The organism is Mesorhizobium sp. M0037 (assembly GCF_040323635.1).
In the GTDB taxonomy this organism is placed as follows: domain Bacteria; phylum Pseudomonadota; class Alphaproteobacteria; order Rhizobiales; family Rhizobiaceae; genus Mesorhizobium.
The window spans coordinates 55,875-81,771 of sequence record NZ_JAMYVB010000013.1 but is presented as its reverse complement, the minus strand read 5'-3'; the positions used below and the strand labels follow the sequence as shown (position 1 = coordinate 81,771).

Below are 25,897 nucleotides of genomic sequence, written 5' to 3'. Positions count from 1 at the left end.
GCTCGGTACCTTTAAGATTCGCCCGCCGGCCTGATCCTGATTCTGGCGATCCGGTTTTTGTCGCGCTTCATCACCACGAAGCGCTTGCCGTGGAAGGTGAAAGCCTGCTTTTCCTCGGGGATCGACTGCGTCTCGTGGATGACCAGGCCGGCAATGGTGGTCGCTTCCTCGTCAGGCAGGTTCCAGTCGAGCGCCCGGTTGAGATCGCGGATCGGCACGGTGCCGTCGACGACCACGGAACCGTCCGCCTCCTGCTTCACGCCCTGAATGTCTACATCGTGCTCGTCGGCGATCTCGCCAACGATCTCCTCGATAATGTCCTCCAGCGTCACCAGCCCTTCGACCTCGCCATATTCGTCGACGACGATAGCGAAATGCGCCTTGGCGCGCAGGAAGGCGTTGAGCTGTTCCTGCAGCGTCGTGGTGTCGGGCACGAACCAAGGCTTCGAAGCGATCTTCATCACGTCGATCCGGGAAAAGTCGTTGCCGACCTCGTTCAGCGCTCGCAGCAGGTCCTTGGCGTGCAGCACGCCGACGATGTTGTCGAGAGAGCCTTTCCACAACGGCATGCGGGTGTGCGGGCTTTGCAGGATCTCGCGCACCACCGCTTCCGGCCCATTGTCGGCATTGACCGAGCGCATATTGGTGCGGTGGACCATGATGTCGGAGACTTCGAGCTCGGCGAGATCGAACAGCCCGCCGACGCGGTCGCGGTCCTCACGCACCATCTGGCCGTCGCGGCGGAAATCGTCGACCGCGCCGCGCAACTCGTCCTGTGTCGAGCGCTGCGGCTCGATGCGCGACAGCTCATAGCCGAACATGGCAAGCAGGCGCGTGCGCACGGCCAGGACCAGCAGGATGAGGATGGCAAGGACGGCGACGACGGTCCAGCCGGGCTCGTTGATCATCGCTGCCGGCTTTCCTGGCCCGGGTGGTTCTCCCTGAGGAACGAAAGCACTTCCGACGCCGGTACATCCTTGGCAATAAAAGCTTGGCCAACGCCGCGCGTCAGGATGAATGTCAGCGCGCCGCGCGACACTTTCTTGTCCTGGGTGATGAAGCCAAGCAGCGCCTCGGCATCGGGCAACTCACCAGGGATGTCGGCCATCCGCCAGGGTAGACCGACGGCGCGAAGATGCGCCTCGACCCGCGCCGCGTCGTCGGGGCTGGCCAGATTGAGCCTTGCGGAAAAGCGGTGCGCCAGCGCCATGCCGATGGCGACGCCTTCGCCATGGACGAGGCGGGCGCCGTCATACTGTGTGGCGCCTTCCAGCGCATGGCCGAACGTGTGGCCAAGATTGAGCAGTGCGCGGTCGCCGGTTTCGAACTCGTCGCGGGCGACGACATCGGCCTTGGCGCGGCACGCCTCGGCGATGGCCTCGGCCCGCTCCGGTCCGCCAGCGAACACCTTTTCCCAGTTCGCTTCCAGCCAGGCGAAAAACGCCGGTCGGTCGATCAACCCGTATTTGGCAAGCTCGGCATAGCCGGCGCGAAATTCGCGGATCGGCAGCGTGTCGAGCACTTCGGTATCGGCCAGCACCAGTTTCGGCTGGTGGAAGACACCGACCAGATTCTTGCCGCGCGGACTGTTGATGCCGGTTTTGCCACCGACCGAGGAATCGACCTGCGCCAGCAGCGAGGTTGGAATCTGGACGAAATTCATGCCGCGGCGCACGATGCCGGCGGCAAAGCCGGTGAGGTCGCCGATGACGCCACCGCCGAGCGCAATGACGACATCGCCGCGCTCCAGCTTGGCGGCGAGCACGCCGTCGACCACCTCTTCGAGATGGGCAAAGCTCTTGGTCTTTTCGCCGGCCGGCAAAGTGATGACGGCAGGCTGGATGCCGCGTGTTTCCAGACCGGCCTTCAGCGCGTCGAGATGTGCCGCCGCGACATTATCGTCCGTGACCACCGCCGCTCTCGTGCCGGGCAGGCGGCGCGAAATCTCGGCGCCGGCGCGCGCCAAAAGGCCGGGGCCGATCAGGATGTCGTAGGCACGCTCGCCAAGGCCGACCTCGACAGTGACCGGTTCGCTCACAGCCGCACCTCGCCCGGCGCAGTCGGAGCCGGAATGCCGAAATGCCCGCACAGCGCGTCGACAACCTCGGTCGCAATGACCTCCTTGCGGTCGTCGCGTGTCGGCACGGTGATGTTGGACGTGGCATAGACCGGGTAGCGCTCGCCCATCAGCCGCTCGAGCACGGCGCGCGGATCGGCGCTTTTGAGCAACGGCCGGTTCTGCTTCTTGGACACGCGCTCCATCAACAGGTCGATCTCGGCCTTCAGCCACACCGACACGCCATGCCCGGCGATCGCTTCCCGCGTCTGCGCATTCATGAACGCGCCGCCGCCGGTCGACAGCACCTGCGGCCCACTCTCCAGCACGCGCAGGATGACGCGCTGCTCCAATGCCCGGAATTCGGTCTCGCCATAGCGTTCGAACAGTTCCGGCACCGTCATGCGCGACACGGTTTCTATCTCCTGGTCGCTGTCTACGAAGGGCAGCGACAGCATCGTCGCCACCTTGCGGCCGATCGCCGTCTTGCCGGCGCCCATCAGGCCGACAAAGACGATCGAGCGGCTGCCCAGCCTGTCGAGCAGCGCGGCATGGCTATCGCCGGGAGGATTTGCTGGTAACGCGTTCATGAGACCATGCTGTTTCTAAGCCGTCTTTGCCGGCGTATCGACATCAAAAGCCCGTTTGCGTCAAGCATAGCGCCTTTCGCACGCAGAGCCCTTCGTCCTTGAATTGACGGAATTAGCGTCCCATAAGGACACAGGGCTTGGAATCACAGAGCAAGAAGACGGGCGAAGATTGATGCCGACACTGTTCCGCTTTGTCGTGACGATGATGATTCTTGCCGGCATTGCCTATGGTACGATGGTGGCGTTGGCGATGTTCGTCGAGCCGAAAAAAGCCGAAATCACCGTGCGCATTCCACCGGAAAAGCTGAACCCCAAGAAAAACTGACCCAAAACTGACCCCTGGAACATGAACAGCGCGGCTCGCATCGAAGCCTTTCTCGAAATGATGAGCGCCGAACGCGGTGCCGCTGCAAACACGCTGTCTTCCTACCGCCGTGATCTCGAAGACGCTTCGCAGCAGATTGCCGGCGGGCTTGCCGCTGCCGCCGCAGTCGACATCCGCGCCTATCTCGACGACATCGCAGCGCGCGGCTTTGCGTCGACGTCGCAGGCGCGCAAACTGTCGGCGATCCGCCAGTTCTTCAAGTTCCTCTACGCCGAGGGCTTGCGCGGCGACGACCCGACCGGCACGCTGGACAGTCCGAAAAAGGGCCGGCCGCTGCCCAAGACGATGAGCGAGGCCGATACCGGTCGGCTGCTCGACCGTGCGGCGCTTGAGACAGGCGATGGCGTCAATGGCGACCGGGTGGCGGCACTGCGCCTGCACGCTTTGGTCGAGGTGCTCTATGCCACCGGCCTGCGCGTCTCCGAACTTGTCGGCCTGCCGGTGACCGTCGCCCAGCGCGACGACCGCTTCTTCATGGTGCGCGGCAAGGGCGACAAGGAGCGCATGGTGCCGCTGTCGGCCAAGGCCCGCATGGCGATGCGGGCATGGCTCACGGCCCGGGCGTCGGTGCCGGCTTTCGCCGACAGCCCGTTTCTGTTCCCGGCCGCCAGCGACAGCGGCTTTCTCTCCCGGCAGGTCTTTGCCCGCGACCTCAAAGGCCTTGCCGCGCGGGCCGGCATATCGGCGGCCAAAATTTCGCCGCATGTGCTGCGCCATGCTTTTGCCAGCCATCTCCTGCAGAACGGCGCTGATCTCAGGGCGGTGCAGCAGCTGCTCGGCCACGCCGATATCTCGACCACGCAGATTTACACGCATGTGCTGGAAGAGCGGTTGGTGCGGCTGGTCAACGATCATCATCCGCTTGCCGACTAGGCCTCATATCGCTATGTGAGGGCAACGTGCCCGCGCGGAGCCTACATCTGCGCGATGTTTGCCTTCCGACGCATCGGTCCGCTCAAGAATGTACAATTACCTCGATTTCGAAAAGCCGGTGCAGGACCTTGAACTCAAGATCCTCGAGCTGAAGAAGCTTGCCGAGAATGGCGAGGCGGTCGATGTCGGCGACGAAATCAGCCGGCTCGAGAAGCGCGTGCGCGACGCGCTGCGCGACATCTACAAGGCGCTGACGCCGTGGCAGAAGGTGCAGGTCGCGCGCCACACCGACAGGCCGCATTGCCTCGACTACATCAAGGGTCTGTTCAGCGATTTCACGCCGCTCGCCGGCGACCGCAATTTCGGCGAGGACCAGGCGATCATCGGCGGCTTCGCCCGATTCCGCGGCGAACCGGTGGCCGTCATCGGCCAGGAAAAGGGCTCCGACACGGCGAGCCGGCTCAAGCACAATTTCGGCTCGGTGCGCCCTGAAGGCTACCGTAAGGCCGTGCGGCTGATGGAACTTGCCGACCGCTTCCAGATTCCACTTCTGACGCTGGTCGACACCGCCGGCGCCTACCCCGGCGTTGGCGCCGAGGAACGCGGCCAGGCGGAAGCCATCGCCCGTTCAACCTCGGCCTGCCTCGGCCTCAAAGTGCCATCGATTTCGGTCGTCATCGGCGAAGGCGGTTCGGGCGGCGCCATTGCGATCGCCACCGCCAACCGCGTCTACATGCTGGAACACGCCATCTATTCGGTGATCTCGCCGGAAGGCGCTGCCTCGATCCTGTGGCGCGACACCACGCGCTCGAAGGATGCGGCGACCAACATGAAGATCACCGCCCAGGACCTTCTGGAAATGAAGATCATCGACGCCATCATTGCCGAGCCGCTCGGCGGCGCCCAGCGCGCGCCCGAAACGGTGATCGCCGCCACCGGCGACCTCATTGCCAAGACGATGAAGGAATTTGCCGGCGCCAATACCGATTTTCGCGAGCAGCGCCGCGAAAAATACCTGGCGATGGGCCGCAGCCTCTGATTTCGGCGGGCAACGCACCGCAATGTGGCGTCAAGGAGCAATTTCGCCATAAAAATGCCGCCGCATTCGGCTCAATAAAAAATCCGTGACACCGGGCGAATTGCCGTGGGGGACGCCGTCCGACGCTTGCGGTAAGGAATTTTCAAGGTTAACGGGCTTAGGGTGTCCGTCAGTGTTCAGCATACCGGACCGGGCGCTATCCGGCCCGTGACGCGAGAAAAAGACATAGCCGTATCCATGTTTACCAAGCTTGCCCGCACCGCACTTCTGATCGCCGCGCTTGGCGTTGCCGGCTGCAACGATTCCTCTATGAAGAATTTTGCGCCGGAAGCCAGCAAGCCGCTGCCGGACAAGATCCTGGCCGACATGAAGGCCAAGGGCATGATCCGCACCTCGTCGGTGATGGCTCGCATCTTCAAGGAAGAAGGCAAGCTCGAAATTTGGAAGGCCAAGACCACCGGCCGCTACGAGATGGTCGCCAGCTACGACATCTGCAAATGGTCGGGCAAGCTCGGCCCGAAATACACCGAGGGCGACCGCCAGGCGCCGGAAGGTTTCTATACGGTCCGCCCGTCGCAGATGAATCCGCGCTCGAACTATCACCTGTCCTTCAACATCGGCTATCCCAACGCCTATGACCGTGCCAATGGCCGCACCGGCGCCAATCTCATGGTGCACGGCGCCTGCTCGTCGTCGGGCTGTTATTCGATGACCGATCCGCAGATCGAGCAGATCTACGCTTTTGGTCGCGATGCCTTCCAGGGCGGCCAGACCGAGTTCCAGATCCAGGCCTTCCCATTCCGCATGACCGCCGCCAACATGGCGCGTTACCGCAACGACCCGAACTATGAGTTCTGGAAGATGCTGAAGGTCGGTTACGACAATTTCGAGATCACCAAGGTGCCGCCGAAAGTCGATGTCTGCGACAAGCGCTATGTCTTCAACCAGGTGGCGCCCGAGGGCACGACATTCGATCCGACCGGCGCCTGCCCGGCGACCACGCAGCCGGATTCGCTGAAGAGCGCACTCAACGCCTATCAAAGCAGCTATGACGCGGCCTTCACCGGCGCGGTCAAAGCCAGCGTGCCGGCGCCCAAGCCGACCATTGCCGGCATCAAGGAAGCCGCCATCGTTTCCGAATGGTCGAAGCGCCGCGCCCGGGGCGAGCGCGTGCCGATCGAACCGCCGTCGCTGAATTCCGACGGCACGCTGACCGAGACGGCGCGCATGGGCCGCATCGATTCGCCCGCCGGCCGCAAGATGGCGGCGCTGGACGCAGAGAAGGAAGCCAAGCGCAAGGCCGAGGAACAGCGGGTTGCTGCCATCGAGGCTGCGAAAGCCGCCAAGGCCCAGGCACTGGCTGAAAAGCAAGCCGCAAAGGCCCAAGCGCTGGCCGAAAAGGAAGCAGCCAAGCAGGCCCCCCAGCAGCCGGTCGCCACTGCGAGCGTCGAGGCGGTGCCTGCAGAACCGCCGGCGGACGAAAGCCGGATGTCGAAGATCAAGAACAAGCTGCTAGGCATGTTCGGCGGCTGAGGTTTTTCGCCTTGCCGATGCATGTCGCCCAAAAGTGCGCAGCGGTTTTGGGACAAAGACATGCATGAAGACAAACAAACAAATCACACCGCGATCTATGACCTCAAGGGCCTGAACTGCCCCCTGCCCGTTCTCAAGGCGAAAAAACGCTTGGCGGCAATGCAGCCGGGCAGCCGGCTTTGGCTGGAGACCACCGACCCGCTGGCGGTCATCGACATCCCCGCCTTTTGCGCCGACGCTGGCCACCAGCTTGTTGAAACATCAGCCGTCAGCGGCGGCCACCGCTTCCTGGTCGAACGCGGCGCATAGCGAGCCTGACAATCAGCCCCCGGCTATCGCCAGCGGATTGCTCTCCAACGCCGCGCGATCCGGCGTGTCGATCGACGGCCGGTTGGTGAAGGCGGAAAACAGCCGGCGCACATAATCTTCCGGCATATCGAGCGTGATCAGCACCAGCCTGGTGCCGCGTTGGCCGTCCGGCCAGGCCAGCAGCCGCGCCGGCGGATGCAGGATCTTCTGCACCCCGTGGACGACAAGCGGCCGCGACGGGTCCTCCGCAAGCTCGATGACGCCCTTCATCCGCAAAAGCTTGTCGCCATGCGCAGAACGCAGCAGGTCGAGGAACATCTCGATCGCCGAAAACGGCACCGGGCCGTCATGGACCAGCGAGTAGGAGCGCACGCGGGAATCGTGGCGGTGGTGGTGCTCATGCTCGCCGTGGTCATGATCATGATGATGGTGGTGCTCATGGGCGGCTTCTTCGCCGAGCCAGCGCCGGACATCGGCGGATTTGGTCGCCGGATTGTAGAGGCCGCAATCGAACAGCGCCGTGACGCCGGTTCGGCCGTCGCCGGCGTCCAGCACCACGGCGCCTGGATTGAGCTGATGGAGTCGCGTTCGCAAAGCATCGACGTCGCCGGGATCGCTGGCCAGATCGACCTTGGTCAGCACGATGCGATCGGCGACCGCCACCTGCTTGACCGCCTCGACATGGCCGTCGAGCGTCGCATTGCCGTTGACCGCGTCGACCAGCGTGATGACGCCATCAAGTCGGAAGGCCTGCACAAGGGCGGGATGCGCCATGATCGACTGCAGCACCGGCGCCGGATCGGCGAGCCCGGTGGTTTCGACAACGACGCGGGCAAGGCGGGCGATACGGCCGGTCTGCAGCCGGTCGACGAGGTCAGCCAGCGTATCGACCAGTTCGCCGCGCACCGTGCAGCACAGACAGCCGTCGGACAACTGGATGATGCCGTCCGAGGCCTGCTCGACCAGCAGGTGGTCGATCGCCACCTCACCGAATTCGTTGATGATGACGGCCGTGTCGACCAGTGCCGGATCTTTGAGCAGCCGGTTGAGCAATGTCGTCTTGCCGGCGCCGAGGAAGCCGGTGACCACCGTGACGGGTATCGGAAAGCCAGCCATCGCCTAGTTCGCGGCTTTGACCAGCTGGTCGCCCTGCACCGCGGTTGCCTGGCCCACCACGGCCGGTTCGGCGCCCTTTGGCGCCGGAATGTCTGGCCGCCAGCTCGGCAGCGGCACATCGGCGTATTCCTGGCCGCCCTGGTCGCGCATCGCCTTCGGCGCCGGCCCGGTGGCGCCGCCGAGGCCGACTGCAACCAGCGTCGGCACGTGGTCGAGCTTTTCCTGATAGGGCGATTTCGGCACGTCGGCGCCCTTCGCGGCCACCGGCGGAGCCGCCTCGGACTGCTCGTGCGGCGCCTTCTTCCTGCAGATCTCATCATGCATGTCGTTGGGTGACATTGTATCGCCATAGGAAGGCATGGCCGCGACCGTGAGCCAGTTCGGGTCGGGCATGGCAAAGCCCTGGTCAAGCAGCCTGGCGGCGGTCTCGGCACGGCTGATCGCCGATTTTTCGCCGAGCACGACCGCGACCAGCGTGCGGCCATTGCGTGTCGCCGAGCCGATCATGTTGAAGCCCGAGGGACAGACGAACCCGGTTTTCATGCCGTCGGCGCCTGGATAGCGCCCGATCAAGAGATTGTAGTTGGAGATCGCCTTCTTGCCGACGGCAAGGCCTTCGATCGAGAACCAGGGGGCGTATTGCGGGAATTCCTTGCGGATCGCCATCACCAGCAGGGCAAGATCGCGCGCCGTCGTGTACTGCTCCGGCGAAAACAGGCCGTTCGGATTGACGAAATGCGTTCCGGTCATGCCAAGCCGCGCCGCCTCCGCATTCATGCGGACGGCGAATCCGGCCTGCGAGCCGCCTATGTTTTCGCCGATGGCCATGGCGATATCGTTGGCCGATTTGACCAGCATCATCTTCAACGCATTGTCGAGCCGCATCACCGAGCCCGGCTTGAAGCCCATCTTGCTCGGCGGTTCGCCCGCCGAATGCTTGGTCACCTTGATCGGTGAATCGAGCTGGACCTCGCCGGCGGCAATCGCCCGGAAGGTGACATAGGCGGTCATCAGCTTGCTCAGCGAAGCGGGATACCAGCGCTTGAATGCGTCCTGGTGCTGCAGAACCTTGCCGCTGTTGAGGTCGAACAGGATCACCGGATTGGCCAAAGCTGGCCCAGCCAGCATGGGTAGCGCCAAGCCGCCCGTTAGCAGTAATTTGAGGATATGGCTGTGCCGCATCATGGAATCCGAAATCGCCTCTTGCCGTAGTCGCCCCTGGCTCCGTAAGATTTCGTTACGCGATGGCCAGCATGACCTGATCCGGCCCTCAATTTCCGGATCACATTGTCTGGGGTGCTATTTACCCTATGTGACGCCAAGATGGCAAAGTGCCAAGATGGCAACAAGCATGGCAATCACAATTGCAATCAAGCAGGCCAGATCGTCTGCTCCAACAGCGAGATGGAACCATTATGCCGATTCTCAACCGCGCCGCCGAGATGCAGGATGAAGTTGCCGGCTGGCGACGCCATCTGCACCAGACGCCAGAACTGAATTTCGATGTCTTCAAGACCGCCGCCTTCGTCACCGAGAAGCTGAAGGAATTCGGCTGCGACGACGTGGTGACGGGCCTCGGCAAGACCGGCGTCGTCGGCATCATCCATGGCCGCAAGGGGCAAGGCGCGACCATCGGCTTGCGCGCCGACATGGACGCGCTGCCGATCAACGAGATCACCGGGAAGCCCTATGCCTCGACCGTGCCTGGCAAAATGCACGCCTGCGGCCATGACGGCCATACGGCGATGCTTTTGGGCGCCGCCAAATATCTGACCGAAACGCGCAATTTCGCCGGTTCGGTCGCGGTTATCTTCCAGCCGGCCGAAGAGGGCGGCGGCGGCGGCAACGAGATGGTCAAGGACGGCATGATGGAGCGTTTCGACATTTCGCGCGTCTTTGGCATGCACAACATGCCGGGCCTGCCGGTCGGCCAGTTCGCCATCCGGCCGGGTCCGATCATGGCGGCGACCGCCGAGTTCACCATCACCGTGAAGGGCCGCGGCGGCCATGCGGCGATGCCGCACGGCACGATCGACCCGATCGTCATCACCAGCCAGCTGGTCGGCGCCCTGCAGACGGTCGCTTCGCGCAGCACCGATCCGGTCGAGGCGGTGGTGGTTTCGGTGACGAAATTCCACGCCGGCGACGCCTATAACGTCATTCCCGAGACCGCCGAGATCGCCGGCACGGTGCGCACGCTGAAGAAAGAGATCGCCAAGAAATCGGAAGAGCGCATCCGCACCATCTGCGAAGGAATAGCCACCGCCTTCGGCGCGACGATCACCGTCGACTATGACGCCAACTATCCCGTGACCTTCAACAATCCGGAAGAAACGGTCTTTGCCGGCGATGTCGCGGCAAATGTCGCCGGCGACACCCAGGTCCACCGCGCCATCCAGCCGGTGATGGGCGGCGAAGACTTCTCCTACATGCTGGAAGCCCGCCCTGGCGCCTTCATCTTCATCGGCAATGGCGAGACCGCCGGCCTCCACCATCCGGCCTACGACTTCAACGACGAAGTCATCCCGCACGGCATGAGCTACTGGGTAAAACTGGCCGAAACGGCGCTCGCAGCCTGACATATGCCGCCGAAAGGCCGGCCGAATTGCCTTCGGCCGGCCTCTTCATTGCCTTCGGCGAGCCCTCTTGGCGAAACGATCGGAAGCGGCTATGTGTCGGGCCGCGTGGTCCCGTAGCTCAGTAGGATAGAGCGGCAGATTCCTAATCTGTAGGTCACAGGTTCGATTCCTGTCGGGATCACCAGCAGCCACGATCAGTCCGTGAGGCGCCCACGAAACAACGTGGTGCCGTCGGTCAGCTGCGACCTGGAGATATCCCGGAACCCAGCTTCGGCCATCCACCCGCGATACTGACCTTCCGTGTACGATTCGCCTGCGCGGTAAAGGTTCAGGAAGGTGAGATTGAGAAAGACACCCTCAGGCGGGCCGAGACGGTCGTCATCGACGACACCCCACCCCCCAATTGCGATCTCGCCTCCTTGGGTGAGGCAACGCGCCGCGTTCAGGATCGAACTGCGCGCCTGGTCCGGCGGCAGGACCTGGACGACAGCCTTCAGGATTGCCAAGTCATGCCGGCCGGTCGATGGCGCGACCGTTATGTCGCCTTCTTCGACAACCACATCGCCGGCACCGTATTCCGACAGGATCGCTGGTGCGACCGCCGCGACCGTCGGGAGTTCCATCAAAGTCGCCGCAATATGCGGCCATCGCTCGCGAAGACCGACCAGAATGGTCCCGGCGCCGCCGCCGATGTCGATCACCGAACTGACCGCCGAGAAGTCCAGTTCACGGGCGAGATTTCGGCCGAAAATCACCCCTCCCGGTGCGAGCATGCGGCTGAAGGCCGCTGCGGATTCTGGCCCCGCTTCGGAAAAGTCGTGCAGCGCGGCCGGCCGGTTCTGCCGCAGCGACTCTGCGGTCAAAAGGTCGGCTCCCCAGAGTTCGCGCAGCAGCACATGATCGCCGCCGCGATAGGTCGGCTTGGACGCGTCAAGAAACTCCGACGCTTCGGCTCCGTTGCGAAACTGACCATCCTCGACCTCGAGGAGACCGCTGCTGGCGAGCGCGTAGAGGAGCCGCGACAGACGAGCGGGCTCGACTTTGAGCGCTGCCCCAAGGCTGTCGGCAGTCGCAGCATCGCCGCCGAGCCAGGTGAAGATGCCAAGGTCCAGCCCGGCACGAAGCGCCAAGGCGGGGGGCACCCCTGCGATCAGCTTGTCGATCCGATCGGAATCCACCATGTCATATCCCGTTGTGCGATCCAGGATCGACTTTGAACAGCTCGGCCAACCTCGTCAAATCAGTTCGCCAGCGCGCCGCTCTCCGCGTCGAGCAGGTTCAGCTTGGCGGTATCGGGTTCGACGTAAAGGGTATCTCCGGGGCCAGCGCTGATCCTACCAGCGCCCGCGACCGTTGTGCGCCGGCCCGGCATACCTCAAAAATCCGGCTGTGATAATGGCTGGTCGCGCCTTCGGACGCTACGCAGGCAAGGCCAGCAGCGCCAGTCCGGCCAGCGCCGAGCCGGCCAATGTCGGCAGCATGCCGATCCTCAGTTTCAGCATGGCGACCATAGCGGCTGCCGCCAGCAGCGCGGCACGCCAATCCAGCGACGACAGCACCGGCACCTCCATGCCCAGGCCAACGCGGTGCACCGCGCCGAAGACGACATGCAGTGCGAACCACAGCGCAAGGTTCATCACCACGCCGACGACAGCCGCCGTGATCGCACTCAGCGCCGCCGACAGTGCCTTGTTGCCGCGCAGCGCCTCGATGTAGGGGGCACCGAGAAAGATCCAGAAGAAGCACGGCACGAACGTCACCCAGAGCGTCAGCAATGCGCCGAGCGATCCGGCCACAAGCGGTCCCATCGCACCGGCGTGACGATAGGCGGCGACGAAGCCGACGAATTGCAGCACCAGGATCAATGGTCCCGGCGTCGTCTCGGCCAGGCCAAGCCCATCGACCATTTCACCCGGCGCCAGCCAGCCGAACGAGGTCACCGCTGCCTGCGCGACATAGGAGAGTGCGGCGTAGGCGCCGCCGAATGTGACCACCGCCATCAGGCTGAAGAAGCCGCCAAGCTGTGCCCAAACACTGGCAGGGCCGGTCAGCGCCAGGATCAGTACGACCGGCCCGAGCCAGATCGGCAGCCAGATCGCGATGGTGCGCGGCGCGTGCCATTTCGTCGGCTTGGTGTGAGCGAGTTCGCCGCGTTCGAACATGACGTCGACGGCGCCCCTGACATCGGGCAAATTGTCCTTGCCACGTGCGGCTCCGGAAAAACGCGCCGGTGCCAAGCGGTTGCCGATCCAGCCGGTCAGCCCTGCAACCAGGATGATCAGCGGAAACGGCAGCCTGATGACATAAATGGCAAGGAACGCGGCCGCCGCGATCGCCATCATCACCCGGTTCTTGAGCGCCCGTTTGCCGATGCGGAGGACCGCCTCGACGACGACGGCCAGCACCGCCGCCTTGATGCCGAAAAACAGCGCCTCGATGACGGGCGCATCATTGTAAAGCACGTAGAAGATGCTGAGGCCCAGCATGACAAACGCACCGGGCAGCACGAACAGGATGCCGGCAACGAGGCCGCCGGCGGTCCGGTGCAGCAGCCAGCCGATATAGATGGCGAGCTGCTGTGCCTCGGGGCCTGGCAGAAGCATGCAGTAGTTGAGCGCATGCAGGAACCGCTGCTCGCCGATCCAGCGGCGATCCTCGACCAATTCCTTGTGCATCAGCGCGATCTGTCCGGCCGGCCCGCCGAAGGAGAGCAGGCCGATCCTTGCCCACAGTTTCGCGGCTTGGCGGAAGGTCGGGACGATCGGAGCCTCGGTAGCCTGTGCATCGTCGTCCGCGGCAAGGGCGCTCATGGCGCTTTGCCCGCGCTGGGCCAATTGTGGGTTTCGTCAGTGGCATCGCGGCACCATCTGAAGAACGCATCGTAGAACAGCATGCCGGCATCAAGCTGTTCGAGATCGTCGCGGAACATGCGCGACAGCCCGAGCGATGCAGCGAGGAACCCGGCCGCCTGCGGTACGAGATCGAGGCGCGCCGTATCGGCTGCACGCACGATCAACGCAAGGCGATCGAGCGCTTCGGACCGCAACCCGAACTCTTCGATCATCGTGTCGAAGGTGCAGCGCTCGCCGCGATGGCTCCAGAACACGTCGTCGATGTCGAAGGCAACCGCCCCAAACCGATCGGCGGCCGCCAGCACTTCAGACGGCTCGACAAACAGGAACACCGCCGAGGGATCGACGAAGCGGCGGATCAGCCAGGGACAGGCAATGCGGTCGACCTTGGGGCGGGCACGCGTCACCCAGACCGTGCGGCCCTTGTCGTCGCGGGGCGGTATCTTGTCGGCCTTGACCAGAAGTCCCTTGGCCGCCTGCCACGCCTCGAAGCCGCCTTCAAGGGATTCGGCAGCAATGCCCTCATGGCGCAGCCATGCGGCAACGCCTTGCGAGAGCTTCAGCCCCTTCTGGCAGATGACGACAGCATGAGCCCCCGTGAACTCGGCCGCCCAGCTCGAAACAGACTTGAAGTCGCGCCGGCACGAGGCCGGAAGCAGGCGCGGATCGGCGTCGTAGTCTTCGTCGATGCGGACATCGACAAGAACAGGCGCGTCGGACAGACCGACAAGGCGGGAAAGCTGCGCTACGGTGATTGCGGTTGTTGACGGCATGGCGTCCACCTCCAGAGTGAGAGTTTGGACGCGATCATTGGGCTGACGCCTCACGGGGTCGTCGCGAAGGAACCCCTTGCCACAATGCTGGATTGATCCTTCGCCTTTGTCAAGGAAAGAGCGGCGCCGGGGGACCGCGCCTACTGCGCCGTCCAGCCGCCATCCATCGGCAAGGTGGTGCCGGTGATCTGTCTGGCTGCGTCAGAGCACAGGAACAGGGTCAGCGCGGCGAGCTCCTCGACGGTGACGAATTGCTTCGTCGGCTGCGCTGCCAGCAGCACGTCGTGCTTGACCTGTTCCTCGGTCATGCCGCGCGCCTTCATCGTGTCGGGGATCTGCTTTTCGACCAGTGACGTCCAGACATAGCCGGGCGCGATGGCGTTGACGGTGATGCCGTCCTGCGCGACTTCCAGCGCTACCGTCTTGGTCAGACCCGCTATGCCGTGCTTGGCCGAGACGTAAGCCGACTTGAACGGCGAGGCGACCAGTGCATGCGCCGACGCGGTATTGATGATGCGGCCCCATTTGCGCGCCTTCATGCCGGGCACCACGGCCTTGATCGCGTAAAAGGCGGCCAGCAGATTGATGCGGATGATGGCTTCCCACTTGTCGTCGGGAAACTCCTCGATTGGCGCGACATGCTGTATCCCGGCATTGTTGACCAGAATGTCGAGGCTGCCCAAGGCCTGCTCGGCTTCGCGCACCATGGCGGTCACCGCTGCGCCGTCCATCATGTTGGCGCCGGAGTAGCGGCACTGGACGCCGAAATCCTTCTCGATGCCGGCGCGCTCCTGTTCGATCGCCGCGGCTTCGCCAAGGCCGTTGATCGTGACGTTGGCGCCCTCGGCGGCGAGGGCGCGGGCAATGGCCAGACCAATGCCGCTGGTCGATCCGGTGACGAGCGCATTCTTCGAAGACAGGGAACCCATGGAGATCTCGAGACTGTTGGGAGGACTACAAAGGCACATAGTTTGTGCGCCGCAACATGACAATGCCATAACCATATGTCGGCGCCATCACAGCCCTAAAACGCGCTTTGCCGGCCTCGCCGAGCGCCGTTTCAAGGCTGACACGGCAGTGTTATGGTGCGGCGAACATAGTCGGCCGCGCATTCGCGCAGTCATTCCTGAACCATCAATCCAACGAATCAGGGGGCTGTAGCTTGAAATCGCCGATGTCGTGATGCGTACCTATGCCATGCCGCTCACCAACCGTCCTTTCCGCCCGGCCCGTATCGCTTCTTCGATCCGACGCCCTGAGCTATCCCGCAATCTCCAGCAGGGCCGATACCAGCAAGCGGCGTTCGTCGGCGGAAAGCACGTCGGAATCGAAGAGGTTCATGCTGCGCAGCCCTTCGATGGCCAGAAAGCAGACCAGCAGCGTCTTCAGGTCCGGCGTCTCGCTCTTCAGCCGCTGCAGCAGCTGCGACTTGAAGGCTTTTATCGGCGTCAGGAAATCCGGATCCTCGGCGATCGCCGAGAATATCCACGAAGCCGTCGGCTTCGGCTCCTCGCAATCATCCGCCGAGAGCCGGATATAGGTGGCGAGCAGGCTCTCGCCGCTGGCTCCGGCGACACGGCCCGATTCCAGCGCCAGCTCGAACGCGCGCAGGTAATTCTCCACCAGGCCCTGCATCAGTTTGGCCTTGGTCGGAAAGTTATATAACAGGCCGCCTTTCGACACGCCGGCGCGGCTGGCGACGGCGTCAAGCGACAGGCTGCCGGGACCGGTCTCGCGTGCGACATCGGCGGCGGCGGCGAGTATCTTGTCGCGCGAATTTGCCCTTTGGGTCTTCATCGATCCCTTCCCCCGCACCAGCCTAGGCGGAATTGACAAGACCGTCCAGACGGTACAGTAAGTTCGCCGTCATTTGTAATCGGGACCTGGCGTCGATAAGTGTCCCGCTATTCGGCTATTTTGCCGGACATCGGCCGAGGGGACAGTTCGTGAAGCGCTTCATCTCTATCACCGCAATTCTGCTTCTGCTCGCTCTGGTGTGCGTCGGCGTTGTCGGCTTCAACCTGTTCCGCGACAACGCTATCAAACAGTATTTCGCCACCATGAAGCCGCCGGCGACGACCGTATCGACGGTTGTCGTCAAGCCTTCCGACTGGACGCCGGGGGTCGAGGCGATCGGCACGGTACGCGCCGTGCGCGGTGTCGACCTTACCGTCGAGACCAGCGGCATCGTCAAGGACATCCTTTTCCATGCCAACCAGAAGGTGCCGGTCGATTCGGTCCTGCTGCAGCTCGACGATGCCGTCGAACGCGCGGATCTGGTCGCGGCCAAGGCGCAGTCCGTGTCCGACAAGACGGCGCTCGAACGCGCGCTGGAGCTGCAGCGGCGCGGCGTCGGAACGGATGCCACGCTCGACACCGCTCAAGCCGCTGCATCGGCCTCCGCCGCGCAGGTCAACAAGCTGCAGGCCGTGCTCGATCAGAAGCAGCTGACGGCGCCGTTCGCCGGCACCGTGGGCATCCCCAAGATCGACCTCGGCCAATATCTCTCGCCCGGCAACGCAGTGGTGACCTTGCAGGATCTGGACACCATGCGGGTCGATTTCTCGGTACCCGAACAGCAGCTGCCGCTGCTCAAGATAGGCCAGGCGGTGCGGCTCGGCCTCGGCGGCACCGGCGGCGGCGCCGACATGCCGTTTGCCGGCTCCATTCGCGGCATCGATCCCAAGATCGACGCTTCAAGCCGCCTGGTGTCCGTCCGCGGCGAGGTCGCCAACCCTGACGGCAAGCTGACGCCCGGCCAGTTCGTCCAGGTTCGCGTCGAGCTGCCGCAGGAGAAAAACATTCTGTCCTTGCCGCAGACGGCATTGACGTCGAGCCTCTATGGCGACTTCGTCTTCGTCGTCGTTCCGGCGAAGCCGGCGGAAGGCGCCCCAGCCGCGAAACCCGAGGAAAAGCCTGCTGCAGGGGCCGACGCAGCAAAGCCGGCGGCAGATGCAAAGCCGGCAGACGCGAAACCGGCTGCCGAAGACGCCGCGGCGAAGCCCGCGGACAAGCCGGCTGTCGACCCCGCGAAGCCCGCGGCAGAACCGGAAAAGCCGGCGCTCGTGCTGTCGCAGGTGTTCGTGAAGCCCGGCCGCCGCAACGACGGCATGGTCGAGATCATCGAGGGCATCAAGGCCGGTGACGAGGTCGTCACCGCCGGTCAGAACCGTCTCTTCAACGGCATGTCCGTCGCTGTCGACAACACCATTGACCCCAGCAAGTCGGCTAACCAGCAGGCTCAGCAATGAACTTTTCCGACATCTTCATTCGCCGGCCGGTCCTCTCCACCGTCCTCGCCTGCATGATCCTTCTCCTGGGTTTCCAGGGCATCTTCAACCTGTCGATCCGGCAGTATCCCAAGGTTGACGAGACGGCGATCACCATCACCACCGCCTATCCCGGCGCCAGCGCCGACCTGATCCAGGGCTTCATCTCCGCCCCGATCGCGCGGGCCGTCGCCTCGACCGAGAACATCGACTACGTCACCTCGTCCAGCCGGCCGTCTTCGAGCACCGTGGTCGTCCAGATGAAGCTCGGCTCCAATCCGGATGTCGCACTCACCGAGGTCCTGTCGAAGGTGCAGGGCGTACGCGGCACCTTGCCGGATGCATCCAAGGACCCGGTCATCGTCAAGGGCACCGGCCAAGAGTTCGCGATGATGTACATCTCGATGCAGAATCCGAACATGAGCAAGGAGCAGCTCACCGAATATATCGAGCGGGTGGTGCGGCCGCGCATGTCGACGGTCGAAGGTGTCGCCGACGTGCAGATCTTCGGCGCCGAGGAATATTCGATGCGGGTCTGGATCGACCCGGTCAAGCTTGCTGCGCGTGGCGTCACCGCCGCCGAAGTGCTGGCGGCGATCAACAACTCCAACTTCCTGTCGGCGCCCGGCAACACCGAGAACGAATATGTCGTCTCCTCGATCACGGTTCGCTCGACGCTGCAGACGCCTGAGGCCTTTGCCGAGCTTCCGCTGCGCTCGACGGACGGCCAGGTGGTGCGCTTGCGCGACGTGGCGCGAGTCGAGCTTGCCGCCGAGAGCACCGACACGAGGGTGAGCTTCAATGGCAAGCCCGGCACCTTCCTCGCCATCTTCCCGACGCCGGCCGCCAACCCCCTGACAACGGCGGAGGCGATCCACAAGATCGTGCCTTTGATTCAAGAGACGCTACCTAAAGGCATGACCATCGAAATCGTCTACGATTCCACCGAACAGATCAGCGCCTCGATCGATGAAGTGTTCAAGACCATCGCCGAAGCCGTCGCCATCGTCGTCGTGGTCATCCTGTTGTTCCTCGGCTCATTCCGCTCGGTGATGATGCCGATCGTGACCATCCCGCTGTCGCTGGTCGGCGTCTGCTTTCTTTTGTTTGCGGTCGGCTATTCGATCAACCTTCTGTCGCTGCTGGCCATGGTGCTGGCCATCGGCCTTGTCGTCGACGACGCTATCGTGGTGGTGGAGAACATTCATCGCCACATGGAGGAGGACCACATGTCGCCGATGCAGGCGGCCTTCAACGGCATGCGCGAGATTTTCTCCGCCATCGTGGCCATGACCATCACGCTCGCCGCCGTGTTCGCGCCGCTGGCCTTCACCGGCGGCCTGACCGGCGCGCTGTTCCGCGAGTTCGCGGTGACGCTCGCCGGTTCGGTGGTGCTGTCCGGCCTCATAGCCGTCACCATCACGCCGATGATGGCGGCGCGTCTGCTCAAGGCGGGATCGCACAGTCGCTTCCAGCGCGTCGTCGACGGAACCTTCAGCCGTGTCGAGCATGTCTATGAGCGGGCGGTCACCGCCTCCTTGAGAAATCGACCGGTGACACTGCTGATGGTCGTGGCGCTGGTTGCGCTCACCGGCTTCATGTTCACCAAGACCTCGAGCGAACTGGCGCCGGAAGAGGACCAGGGCTTCCTGTTGTCGATCGTGACGGCACCGCGCTACGCGACCTCGGACTACACCGAGACCTACGTCAACCAGATCCTCGGCCTGGTGAAGGACATTCCCGAAACCAGGGCGCAATTCTCTGCCGTTGCCTTTGGCGGCGCCACCAACGGCGCCTTTGTCGGCTTCGCCTTCAAGGATTGGGCCGAGCGCCAGCGCAACTCAAAGGAGCTTCAAGCCGATATCCAGGGACGCCTCGGCAAGGTGGCCGGCGTCGAGGCCTTCGTCTTCGCGCCGCCGACGCTGCCGGGCTCCGGCGGCGGCCTGCCGATCTCCATGGTGGTGCGCTCGACCGGTGGTTCCGCCGAGGTCTACGAGGCGGCCGAGCAGATTAAGAACAAGGCGCAGGCCTCCGGCCGCTTCATCGTCGTGCAAAACTCGATGTCCTTTGACGCTCCGCAGGTGACGGTGACCATCGACCGCGACCGCGCGGCGGCTCTCAACCTGCCGATCGCCGACATCGGCCAGACGCTGACGCTGCTGGTCGGCGGCGCCGAAGTGGCTCAGTTCGACCGCGACTCCAACAGCTACGACATCATCCCGCAGGTGCCGAAGGAATTCCGCGACAATCCCGAGAAGCTCGGCGAATATTTCGTGCGTAGCGTGACCGGCGAAATGGTGCCGCTTTCAGCGGTAGTGAAGATTTCGACCAACGCCGCGCCGGCCGCGATCGAGCAGTTCAACCAGCTGAACTCGGCGACGATATCAGCGCTGCCGCTTCCCGGCGTCACCACGGGCGACGGGCTGCAGACCCTGGAGAACCTTGCCAAGGAGAGCCTGCCCGATACCTTCTTCATCGATTATTCCGGCCAGTCCCGGCAGGAGAAGGAGCAGGGCAACACGATCCTTATCGCGTTCGCAGCCGCCGTAATCGTCATCTATCTGGTGCTGGCGGCGCAGTTCGAAAGCTTCCGCGACCCGCTGATCATCATGATGGCGGTGCCACTGTCGATCTTTGGCGCCATCGTGCCGCTCAATCTGGGGCTTGGAACGCTCAATATCTACACGCAGGTCGGCCTGATCACACTGATAGGTCTGATCACCAAGCATGGCATTCTTCTGGTCGAGTTCGCCAACCAGCAGCGCGAGCTGCATGGCATGAGGCGGCGCGATGCGATCGTCGCCTCGGCCAAGGTGCGCTTGCGGCCGATCCTGATGACGACAGCGGCGATGGCGCTCGGCGTCGTGCCGCTGATCGTGTCCAGTGGTGCTGGTGCGGCGGCGCGCTATTCGATGGGCCTCGTGATCTTCACCGGCATCCTGGTCGGAACCATGTTCACCCTGTTCGTGGTGCCGATGTTCTACACCTTCATCGCCAGCAAGGACCTGCCGCACCACGCCGAAAAGCCAGACCCGAAGCTGATGCCGGTGCACGCGGACTGAGCTGCGAAAGGCGTTAGCGAACAAACGAAAAGAGGCCGGAAATTTCCGGCCTCTTTTTTGACTGGATTGATTTACCGCGAAGCTCTGATGGAGCTTCAGGCGGGAACTTGCGGTGCGGCATGACCTGGCCGGCTGCGCTGCACCATCGCTCCAAACGCAGTCTGCTACTTGACGATGACGATGCTGGTGTTGGTCGGGCCGAAGGTTTCGACCAACTGGTAGAAGTCGGCGGCATTGTCGGGATGCAGCCGCACGCAGCCATGCGACGCCGGCCGTCCCAGCCGCTTGATGGCGTTGGTCGCATGCACGGCGTAGCCGCCGCTGAAGAAGACCGAATGCGGCATCGGCGCGTTGTCGTATTTCTTCGAATGCCACATCTCGTGCATGCGGGTCGGCTTGAACGAGCCGGTCGGCGTGACATGCGCACTGTCGCCGGTCGAGACCTTCCAGGCGAAAGTCGGCCGGCCATCGACCAGCACTTCCATGGTCTGCTGCGACAGCGAAACACGCGCCACGATCTGGTTTGCCGCGGCATGGGCGGTGCTGTTGGCGGCGCCAAGCAGAAGCGCGGCGCCGCCGGCTGCGGCGGTGACGTTGATGAGTTTGGCGGAAATGGCTTTGTACATGATGGCTCCTCTTTGCCGGTCCTGCCGGCGTCAATTCGGTGGCCGCCTTATCCCCGCGCCATGTTTCAGACTGACTTCGCTGAGGCTCGTTTGTGTTTCGAATCTGTTTCCTCTGGTTAACAAGCAAGGTGGACAAGGGAAGCGTGCTCCGCCTTCGCTGCGCACTCCCGATCACGCACCGCGCCCCCAAACGAAAGTGCTGATGTCCTTATATGAAAGAAGATTGGCTTCGCTCGAAACCGACTTGCAACAAAGCGCGGCCTGGGCGGCATGATCTGGTTACAGGCTCGCGGCACAGTCATCCCAACGAGAACAGCCGGCGCCAACGAAAATGAGCATCAAATCGATCACCCTGTCCTGGCTCTTCAGGATAAGCATCGCCGCATTTGTCGTCGGCGGCATCGGCACAGTAGCCGGCACCCCGATGACGAAACTGGCGGTGATGAATTCGGGTGAGATTTCGACGCTGCATGCCGCGCTGTTCATAGCCTTGGTCTGGATTGTCTCCAGTCTGCGCATCAACCGTCTCAGGGCCCTCGGGCGGGTCGGCCTCGGGTTGAAGTGGATGCGCGGCCCCTCCGGCAACTTGCTGCCGAGAGGACCGAAGGCCCGCGTCGCAACGGGGGGCTCCGTGGGCGACGCGGGCACTTCGGGTTTATCCTGAAGCACCCGCGGTTCTGATTTTTGGGGACAACCGATGAAGACGAAATCTGCAGCCTCCGTGCTTTCGGTACTGCTCTATGCACAAGGCCTGCTCGGCTTTGCCGGTCTCGCCACGGTTCTCCTGAAGGACCGCGCGCATGCCGCCAGCGAAATCGTAGTCGCCAGCGAATTGCCGTCGGGACCATCGCTTCTGGTGGTGCGCTGACGCCTATGCATGGCGCCCGAGATTGCGCAGCTTTTTTGGGCGAGCCGAGGAACAATCCAGCCTCCCGACCCTCAGTCGGCGCGCTGCGTCGGCGGGTCGAACCGGTAGCCTGCGCCGCGTATAGTTGTGATGGTTTCGGTGTCGAGCTTGCGGCGCAGCCGCACGATGCGCGAATCGATCGAGCGGTCGAAGGCATCGGCATTTTCGGCGGGCGCCGCCGCAATGATGTCGTCGCGCGTCAGCACCTTGCGCGGGCTGGCCAGAAACAGCCTGAGCAGCGCCACCTGGCCCGGCGACAGCTGTTCTTCCGTACCCGAACGGTGCATGACGATGGCCGACCGCAAATCGACGGTGGCATTTTCCAGCACGATCAGTTCCTGGGCGGACCTGCCGCGCCGCGTCAGCAGGCCGCCGATGCGCGCGGCAAGCTCCCTGACATTGAGCGGACTTTCGACGACATCTGCGGCGCCAAGCTCGAGCGCCAGCACCTTGTCGACCAGATCGGCCGGCCGGCAGATCAGGATGAAATCCGGCCCCGCCTTCCCGTCCGCGCTCTGGCCGCCGCCATAACGCCTGAGCAGGTCCCGCCCTTCCGCCTGGCTGAGGCTGTCGCCGACGATGACGATATCGATGCCTCCGGCCGAAAGCAGGGATTCAGCTTCCCAGGGCTGCCGCGCCTCGCGCACGTCATGGCCGCGCCGGTCGAGATGATCGGCAAGATCGCCGGCCACCACATCGGCGACGGAAACCAGCGCGATGACGGATCGTGCAGCCATGTTTTTCTTCCCGTTCCCCCGCAACCGGATATGAGTGCTGGACATCATGTTTATACCCAATCTACTTTCCGCTGAAAGCGGGAGCGAGGCCATAGTGCGGGCACGGATTGTCATCGTCGAGGACGAGCCCGATCTCCGGGACGCGGTCGCCGAGTATCTCGGCGCCAACGGCTACGATGTGACCCAGGCCGGAAGCGCGGCCGAGGCGCGCGCCTTGCTGGAGACGGAATCGTTTCATTTGGCCATTCTCGACATCGCCATGCCGGGCGAGGACGGACTGTCGCTCGGCCGCTGGCTGCGCTCGAAAATACCGGTCGGCATCATCTATGCCACGGCTGCCGGCACCGCACTCGACCGCATTGTCGGGCTGGAGCTTGGCGCCGACGACTACATCGTCAAGCCCTACGAGTTGCGTGAGGTGCTGGCTCGTGTGCGCAGCGTGCTGCGCCGCGTTCCGCAGCCGAGCCCGCCCCAGGCGGCGAAGACACAAGCCGATGGCGGCCGCCGCCTGACCTTCGGCCCGTTCCAGGCCGACCTCGACGGCAGGCTTGTCACCGGCGCCAACGGCGCCGTCATCGACATGGCCAAGAGCGAGTTCGATGTGCTGGAGGTTTTCCTGACCCGCGCCAACCGGCTGTTGACGCGATCGGCGATCTCCGAGGCGATTGGTTTTGTTGAGGATCCTGAATCGTCGCGCGCCGTCGACATTCGCATCATGCGGCTGCGCAAGAAGATCGAAACCGATCCGGCCAATCCGAAATTTTTGCGCACAGTGCGCGGCGAAGGCTATATCTTCTCGCTGCCGACCGGTGACGGGCACTAGAGCAATTACAGGAAAAGTGTACGCGGTTTTCCGCCCGGAATTGCGTAAAAACAAAGAGATAGAGGCTTCTCCGTTTCCGTGAAACGGTGAAACGCTCTAGCAATTCCAGGAACAGTGCGTAGCGATTTCCGTTCGGGATTGCATTGAAACATGGAGCGTTTCACCTTTTTCGTGAAATGCTCCATAGCTGCCTAATTCGACGGCCCTTTACTGATGGCTGACATGACCGCTGAACCAGCACCACGTATGGACCCGCAAGGCGCTCGCCAGAGCGCCGCGATGGCGGCTGTGCGCGTCGTCCGCCGGTTGCGCGATGCCGGCGACTGGCAGCGCGAGATGGAAACCATCCTCGAAACGCTCTGCAGCGCCATGAATTGCCAGCGCGGCATCCTGTTCAGGCTGCGCGAATTGCCCGGCCAGGGCTTCGCCCAATCGGTCGCCGCCTACTGGATCGATCCTCGCTTCGGCGGCGAACTGGCTTCGCCGACGGTGATCATGCAGTCGATCGTCGATACCGATCCGCTGCTGGAGCGGATTGGAGAGGACGAGCGGCAAGGCAAGATCTTCGCCGGCCATACGCGCGATCTCGACGGGTTCCTCAGGGCCGATTTCGAAAAGCAGCACATCAAGTCGTTCCTGTCGGTATCGGTGTTCGCGCACGGTCATCTGTGGGGCACGTTCGCGGTCAATGACTGCCTAAACGAGCGCGAATGGACCGAAGAGGAAGAGGCGACGATGCACATCATCGCGCTCGCCATCGGCGACGCCATCGAGCACTCGCCGTCCGACGCCCATGCCAGCGAAGTCATCCGCCGCACCATGCTGCAGGCGTCGCTCGACGCCATCATCGTCATCGACGAGACCGGCTCGATCATCGAATTCAATCCGGCCGCCGAAAAGATGTTCGGCTATCAGCGCAGCGACATCCTCGGCAAGGACCTGCTCGATACCGTGGTGCCGGAATATTACCGCAAGGGCTATGTCTCGGGCGCCGAATACATGTCTGGCCGCGGCGCGCCGATGGTTGGCCAACGGCTTGAGACCGTGACACAGAATGCGGCCGGCGAGGTGTTTCCCATCGAATTGACGGCGACCGAGATGCGGGTGGCTGACCGTCAGCTCATCTTCGGTTCGATCCGCGATCTGCGCGATAAGCTGCGCGCCGAAGAAGAGATCAACCGCCAGCGCGAAAAACTGCACCAGAACGAGAAGATGGCGGCGATGGGTTCACTGCTGGCCGGTGTTTCGCACGAGCTCAACAACCCGCTCGCCGTGGTCGTTGCGCAGTCGACGCTGCTGCATGAATTCGCCACCGACCCGCAGACCAAGGTTCGCGCCGAGAAAGTGCGCGCCGCTGCCGAGCGCTGCGGCCGCATCGTCAAAAGCTTCCTGTCGATGGTGCGCCTGCATCCGGCGGCGCAGGCCGAGACCGATCTCAACCAGGTGATCCGCGCCGCACTCGAAGTAACCGCCTATGGCGCACGCTCGAGCGGCATCATCATCGACACCGATTTCGCGCCCGGCCCGCTGCTGGCGATGGCCGATGCCGACCACGTCACGCAGGTGGCCGCCAATTTCCTGATCAACAGCCAACACGCTCTGGCCGGTATCGGCGGCGACCGCCTGATCAAGGTGCGGACATTCCGCAGCGATCGCGGCAACCCCGGGTTTTCGGTCGAGGACAACGGACCGGGCATTCCCGAGGCGATCCGCAGCCGCATCTTCGAATCCTATTTCACCACCAAGCCGGTCGGCGTCGGCACCGGCATCGGCCTGTCGATCTCGAAATCGATCGTCGAGCGCCACAACGGCAATATCTGGTTCGAGGAGGTGCTGCCGCGTGGCGCGCGCTTCGTCGTCCAGCTGCCGGTAATCACCGGCGGCGCGGCAGCAGCCGGCGACAGCCCGGCTCGTTCCAGCGGCTTGCGCCATGCGCTGATCATCGACGACGAACCCGACGTCGCCGGCTCCCTCTCCGACATCCTGGAACTGATGGGTATCAAGTCGCGGGTCGTGCCGGCCTGGACGTCGGCGGCGGCGACCTTGACCGGCCACATGCCGCCAGACATCGTCTTTTCCGACTTGCGCATGCCCGGCACCAGCGGCATTGCCATCTACCGCGAATTGCTCGCCGACAACCTGGCGCTGGCCAAACGCTTCGTGCTGGTCACCGGCGACCTGATCGGCGCCAAGGCCGAGATCGAAGCCTTGCCGGCGCCGCAGCGCCCGCAAATCCTGGAAAAGCCGTTCTCGACGCTGGACGTCCGCGGCGTACTCTCGGCAATAGCCGACCAGGTCGCCGCCGCCGGCTAAGTTTTCGGAAGCACCCATGTAGGGTCTATCGAGATTCGGGTCAGGCCGAGTCGAG

General features: G+C 63.5%; 24 protein-coding genes and 1 tRNA gene. 13 read left to right on the top strand and 12 right to left on the bottom strand.

The genetic code is table 11. The annotated features are described in order from the left end of the window. Positions 1-11 precede the first annotated feature (11 nt). Genes NKJ78_RS19980 through NKJ78_RS19970 form a run of 3 tightly spaced genes read right to left on the bottom strand, consistent with a single transcriptional unit; the run spans position 12 to position 2,646 of the window. Positions 12-908 (bottom strand): HlyC/CorC family transporter, encoded by an 897-nt coding sequence (locus NKJ78_RS19980; RefSeq protein WP_023670669.1) that lies wholly within the window; start codon positions 906-908, stop codon positions 12-14. Further along, the gene (gene aroB / locus NKJ78_RS19975) at positions 905-2,038 is read right to left on the bottom strand and encodes a 3-dehydroquinate synthase (RefSeq protein WP_023742904.1); all 1,134 of its coding nucleotides are present in this window, start codon (positions 2,036-2,038) and stop codon (positions 905-907) included. The genes NKJ78_RS19980 and aroB overlap by 4 nt, the downstream gene beginning before the upstream one ends. Beyond that, complete coding sequence (locus NKJ78_RS19970) at positions 2,035-2,646, bottom strand: shikimate kinase (protein ID WP_023670667.1); 612 nt, start codon at positions 2,644-2,646, stop codon at positions 2,035-2,037. The genes aroB and NKJ78_RS19970 overlap by 4 nt, the downstream gene beginning before the upstream one ends. A 172-nt stretch (positions 2,647-2,818) precedes the next feature. Here NKJ78_RS19970 and NKJ78_RS19965 point away from each other — a divergent pair, with 172 nt between their 5' ends. The 5 genes from NKJ78_RS19965 (at position 2,819) to NKJ78_RS19945 (ending at position 6,785) form a co-directional block, all read left to right on the top strand. After that, a complete protein-coding gene (locus NKJ78_RS19965) occupies positions 2,819-2,971 on the top strand; it encodes a hypothetical protein (RefSeq protein ID WP_023670666.1) in 153 nt (50 codons plus the stop codon). 21 nt (positions 2,972-2,992) lie between these two features. Beyond that, positions 2,993-3,904, top strand: coding sequence for a site-specific tyrosine recombinase XerD (locus NKJ78_RS19960; RefSeq protein WP_286440131.1), 912 nt, complete (start codon positions 2,993-2,995; stop codon positions 3,902-3,904). 88 nt (positions 3,905-3,992) lie between these two features. Beyond that, on the top strand, positions 3,993-4,943 hold the full coding sequence (locus NKJ78_RS19955) for an acetyl-CoA carboxylase carboxyltransferase subunit alpha (RefSeq protein ID WP_023670665.1): 951 nt from the start codon (positions 3,993-3,995) through the stop codon (positions 4,941-4,943). Positions 4,944-5,180: 237 nt separating this feature from the next. Continuing rightward, on the top strand, positions 5,181-6,476 hold the full coding sequence (locus tag NKJ78_RS19950; protein WP_023694055.1) for a L,D-transpeptidase family protein: 1,296 nt from the start codon (positions 5,181-5,183) through the stop codon (positions 6,474-6,476). 60 nt (positions 6,477-6,536) lie between these two features. Continuing rightward, positions 6,537-6,785: a sulfurtransferase TusA family protein gene (locus NKJ78_RS19945; protein ID WP_027050749.1), complete on the top strand. Its 249-nt coding sequence runs from the start codon at positions 6,537-6,539 to the stop codon at positions 6,783-6,785. 12 nt (positions 6,786-6,797) lie between these two features. Here NKJ78_RS19945 and NKJ78_RS19940 read toward each other — a convergent pair whose 3' ends face one another. Both NKJ78_RS19940 and NKJ78_RS19935 read right to left on the bottom strand, forming a co-directional pair. Then, complete coding sequence (locus tag NKJ78_RS19940; protein ID WP_023670662.1) at positions 6,798-7,901, bottom strand: CobW family GTP-binding protein; 1,104 nt, start codon at positions 7,899-7,901, stop codon at positions 6,798-6,800. Positions 7,902-7,904: 3 nt separating this feature from the next. After that, entirely contained in the window at positions 7,905-9,083 is a 1,179-nt protein-coding gene (locus tag NKJ78_RS19935) for a D-alanyl-D-alanine carboxypeptidase family protein (RefSeq protein WP_352459792.1), read from the bottom strand. Between the two features lie 233 nt (positions 9,084-9,316). Between NKJ78_RS19935 and NKJ78_RS19930 the strand changes: the two genes are divergently transcribed. Together NKJ78_RS19930 and NKJ78_RS19925 are read left to right on the top strand one after the other, a co-directional pair. Beyond that, positions 9,317-10,480 carry a M20 aminoacylase family protein gene (locus NKJ78_RS19930; protein WP_023742908.1) on the top strand — a complete coding sequence of 388 codons (1,164 nt, stop codon included), beginning with the start codon at positions 9,317-9,319 and terminating at the stop codon, positions 10,478-10,480. Positions 10,481-10,587: 107 nt separating this feature from the next. Next, positions 10,588-10,664, top strand: a tRNA-Arg gene (locus NKJ78_RS19925). Between the two features lie 10 nt (positions 10,665-10,674). On the opposite strand, the gene NKJ78_RS19920 is transcribed toward NKJ78_RS19925, so the two are convergent. The 5 genes from NKJ78_RS19920 to NKJ78_RS19900 all read right to left on the bottom strand — a co-directional run bounded on the left by NKJ78_RS19920 (position 10,675) and on the right by NKJ78_RS19900 (position 15,902). Then, a complete protein-coding gene (locus NKJ78_RS19920; protein ID WP_352459734.1) occupies positions 10,675-11,661 on the bottom strand; it encodes a methyltransferase in 987 nt (328 codons plus the stop codon). A 237-nt stretch (positions 11,662-11,898) separates the two neighbouring features. Continuing rightward, positions 11,899-13,290 carry a chromate efflux transporter gene (chrA, locus tag NKJ78_RS19915; protein WP_352459733.1) on the bottom strand — a complete coding sequence of 464 codons (1,392 nt, stop codon included), beginning with the start codon at positions 13,288-13,290 and terminating at the stop codon, positions 11,899-11,901. After that, positions 13,287-14,105, bottom strand: coding sequence for a chromate resistance protein ChrB domain-containing protein (locus NKJ78_RS19910; RefSeq protein WP_352459732.1), 819 nt, complete (start codon positions 14,103-14,105; stop codon positions 13,287-13,289). Before NKJ78_RS19910 ends, chrA begins: the two co-directional genes overlap by 4 nt. 140 nt (positions 14,106-14,245) lie before the next feature. Further along, positions 14,246-15,034, bottom strand: coding sequence for a 3-hydroxybutyrate dehydrogenase (locus tag NKJ78_RS19905; RefSeq protein WP_352459731.1), 789 nt, complete (start codon positions 15,032-15,034; stop codon positions 14,246-14,248). A 331-nt stretch (positions 15,035-15,365) separates the two neighbouring features. Further along, the gene (locus tag NKJ78_RS19900) at positions 15,366-15,902 is read right to left on the bottom strand and encodes a TetR/AcrR family transcriptional regulator (protein ID WP_023693712.1); all 537 of its coding nucleotides are present in this window, start codon (positions 15,900-15,902) and stop codon (positions 15,366-15,368) included. Positions 15,903-16,051: 149 nt separating this feature from the next. On the opposite strand from NKJ78_RS19900, the gene NKJ78_RS19895 reads away from it, so the two are divergent. Both NKJ78_RS19895 and NKJ78_RS19890 read left to right on the top strand, forming a co-directional pair. Next, positions 16,052-17,356 carry an efflux RND transporter periplasmic adaptor subunit gene (locus NKJ78_RS19895; protein ID WP_023670058.1) on the top strand — a complete coding sequence of 435 codons (1,305 nt, stop codon included), beginning with the start codon at positions 16,052-16,054 and terminating at the stop codon, positions 17,354-17,356. Further along, entirely contained in the window at positions 17,353-20,436 is a 3,084-nt protein-coding gene (locus tag NKJ78_RS19890; protein ID WP_023696405.1) for an efflux RND transporter permease subunit, read from the top strand. Before NKJ78_RS19895 ends, NKJ78_RS19890 begins: the two co-directional genes overlap by 4 nt. A gap of 164 nt (positions 20,437-20,600) precedes the next feature. On the opposite strand, the gene NKJ78_RS19885 is transcribed toward NKJ78_RS19890, so the two are convergent. Further along, positions 20,601-21,062: a L,D-transpeptidase gene (locus NKJ78_RS19885; protein ID WP_023670060.1), complete on the bottom strand. Its 462-nt coding sequence runs from the start codon at positions 21,060-21,062 to the stop codon at positions 20,601-20,603. Positions 21,063-21,393: 331 nt separating this feature from the next. On the opposite strand from NKJ78_RS19885, the gene NKJ78_RS19880 reads away from it, so the two are divergent. Beyond that, positions 21,394-21,726, top strand: coding sequence for a hypothetical protein (locus NKJ78_RS19880; RefSeq protein WP_352562616.1), 333 nt, complete (start codon positions 21,394-21,396; stop codon positions 21,724-21,726). Between the two features lie 33 nt (positions 21,727-21,759). Next, positions 21,760-21,930 carry a hypothetical protein gene (locus NKJ78_RS19875; protein ID WP_023670062.1) on the top strand — a complete coding sequence of 57 codons (171 nt, stop codon included), beginning with the start codon at positions 21,760-21,762 and terminating at the stop codon, positions 21,928-21,930. A 71-nt stretch (positions 21,931-22,001) separates the two neighbouring features. Here NKJ78_RS19875 and NKJ78_RS19870 read toward each other — a convergent pair whose 3' ends face one another. Beyond that, the gene (locus NKJ78_RS19870; protein ID WP_023670063.1) at positions 22,002-22,706 is read right to left on the bottom strand and encodes a response regulator transcription factor; all 705 of its coding nucleotides are present in this window, start codon (positions 22,704-22,706) and stop codon (positions 22,002-22,004) included. Positions 22,707-22,800: 94 nt separating this feature from the next. On the opposite strand from NKJ78_RS19870, the gene NKJ78_RS19865 reads away from it, so the two are divergent. Further along, positions 22,801-23,529, top strand: a complete 729-nt coding sequence (locus tag NKJ78_RS19865) for a response regulator (RefSeq protein ID WP_023670064.1) — start codon at positions 22,801-22,803, stop codon at positions 23,527-23,529. 222 nt (positions 23,530-23,751) lie between these two features. Beyond that, the gene (locus NKJ78_RS19860; RefSeq protein ID WP_023670065.1) at positions 23,752-25,842 is read left to right on the top strand and encodes a hybrid sensor histidine kinase/response regulator; all 2,091 of its coding nucleotides are present in this window, start codon (positions 23,752-23,754) and stop codon (positions 25,840-25,842) included. Positions 25,843-25,897 lie beyond the last annotated feature (55 nt).

Bases quoted from the DNA above. Each gene is read 5' to 3' on its own strand.
- NKJ78_RS19955 (WP_023670665.1), top strand. From the start codon at position 3,993: ATGTACAATTACCTCGATTTCGAAAAGCCGGTGCAGGACCTTGAACTC.
- NKJ78_RS19935 (WP_352459792.1), bottom strand. From the start codon at position 9,083: ATGCGGCACAGCCATATCCTCAAATTACTGCTAACGGGCGGCTTGGCG.
- NKJ78_RS19980 (WP_023670669.1), bottom strand. From the start codon at position 908: ATGATCAACGAGCCCGGCTGGACCGTCGTCGCCGTCCTTGCCATCCTC.
- NKJ78_RS19900 (WP_023693712.1), bottom strand. From the start codon at position 15,902: ATGAAGACCCAAAGGGCAAATTCGCGCGACAAGATACTCGCCGCCGCC.
- NKJ78_RS19945 (WP_027050749.1), top strand. From the start codon at position 6,537: ATGCATGAAGACAAACAAACAAATCACACCGCGATCTATGACCTCAAG.
- NKJ78_RS19860 (WP_023670065.1), top strand. From the start codon at position 23,752: ATGACCGCTGAACCAGCACCACGTATGGACCCGCAAGGCGCTCGCCAG.
- NKJ78_RS19880 (WP_352562616.1), top strand. From the start codon at position 21,394: ATGAGCATCAAATCGATCACCCTGTCCTGGCTCTTCAGGATAAGCATC.
- NKJ78_RS19930 (WP_023742908.1), top strand. From the start codon at position 9,317: ATGCCGATTCTCAACCGCGCCGCCGAGATGCAGGATGAAGTTGCCGGC.
- NKJ78_RS19885 (WP_023670060.1), bottom strand. From the start codon at position 21,062: ATGTACAAAGCCATTTCCGCCAAACTCATCAACGTCACCGCCGCAGCC.
- NKJ78_RS19950 (WP_023694055.1), top strand. From the start codon at position 5,181: ATGTTTACCAAGCTTGCCCGCACCGCACTTCTGATCGCCGCGCTTGGC.
- NKJ78_RS19965 (WP_023670666.1), top strand. From the start codon at position 2,819: ATGCCGACACTGTTCCGCTTTGTCGTGACGATGATGATTCTTGCCGGC.
- NKJ78_RS19870 (WP_023670063.1), bottom strand. From the start codon at position 22,706: ATGGCTGCACGATCCGTCATCGCGCTGGTTTCCGTCGCCGATGTGGTG.
- NKJ78_RS19960 (WP_286440131.1), top strand. From the start codon at position 2,993: ATGAACAGCGCGGCTCGCATCGAAGCCTTTCTCGAAATGATGAGCGCC.
- NKJ78_RS19890 (WP_023696405.1), top strand. From the start codon at position 17,353: ATGAACTTTTCCGACATCTTCATTCGCCGGCCGGTCCTCTCCACCGTC.
- chrA (WP_352459733.1), bottom strand. From the start codon at position 13,290: ATGAGCGCCCTTGCCGCGGACGACGATGCACAGGCTACCGAGGCTCCG.
- NKJ78_RS19920 (WP_352459734.1), bottom strand. From the start codon at position 11,661: ATGGTGGATTCCGATCGGATCGACAAGCTGATCGCAGGGGTGCCCCCC.
- NKJ78_RS19910 (WP_352459732.1), bottom strand. From the start codon at position 14,105: ATGCCGTCAACAACCGCAATCACCGTAGCGCAGCTTTCCCGCCTTGTC.
- NKJ78_RS19875 (WP_023670062.1), top strand. From the start codon at position 21,760: ATGAAGACGAAATCTGCAGCCTCCGTGCTTTCGGTACTGCTCTATGCA.
- NKJ78_RS19940 (WP_023670662.1), bottom strand. From the start codon at position 7,901: ATGGCTGGCTTTCCGATACCCGTCACGGTGGTCACCGGCTTCCTCGGC.
- NKJ78_RS19905 (WP_352459731.1), bottom strand. From the start codon at position 15,034: ATGGGTTCCCTGTCTTCGAAGAATGCGCTCGTCACCGGATCGACCAGC.
- NKJ78_RS19970 (WP_023670667.1), bottom strand. From the start codon at position 2,646: ATGAACGCGTTACCAGCAAATCCTCCCGGCGATAGCCATGCCGCGCTG.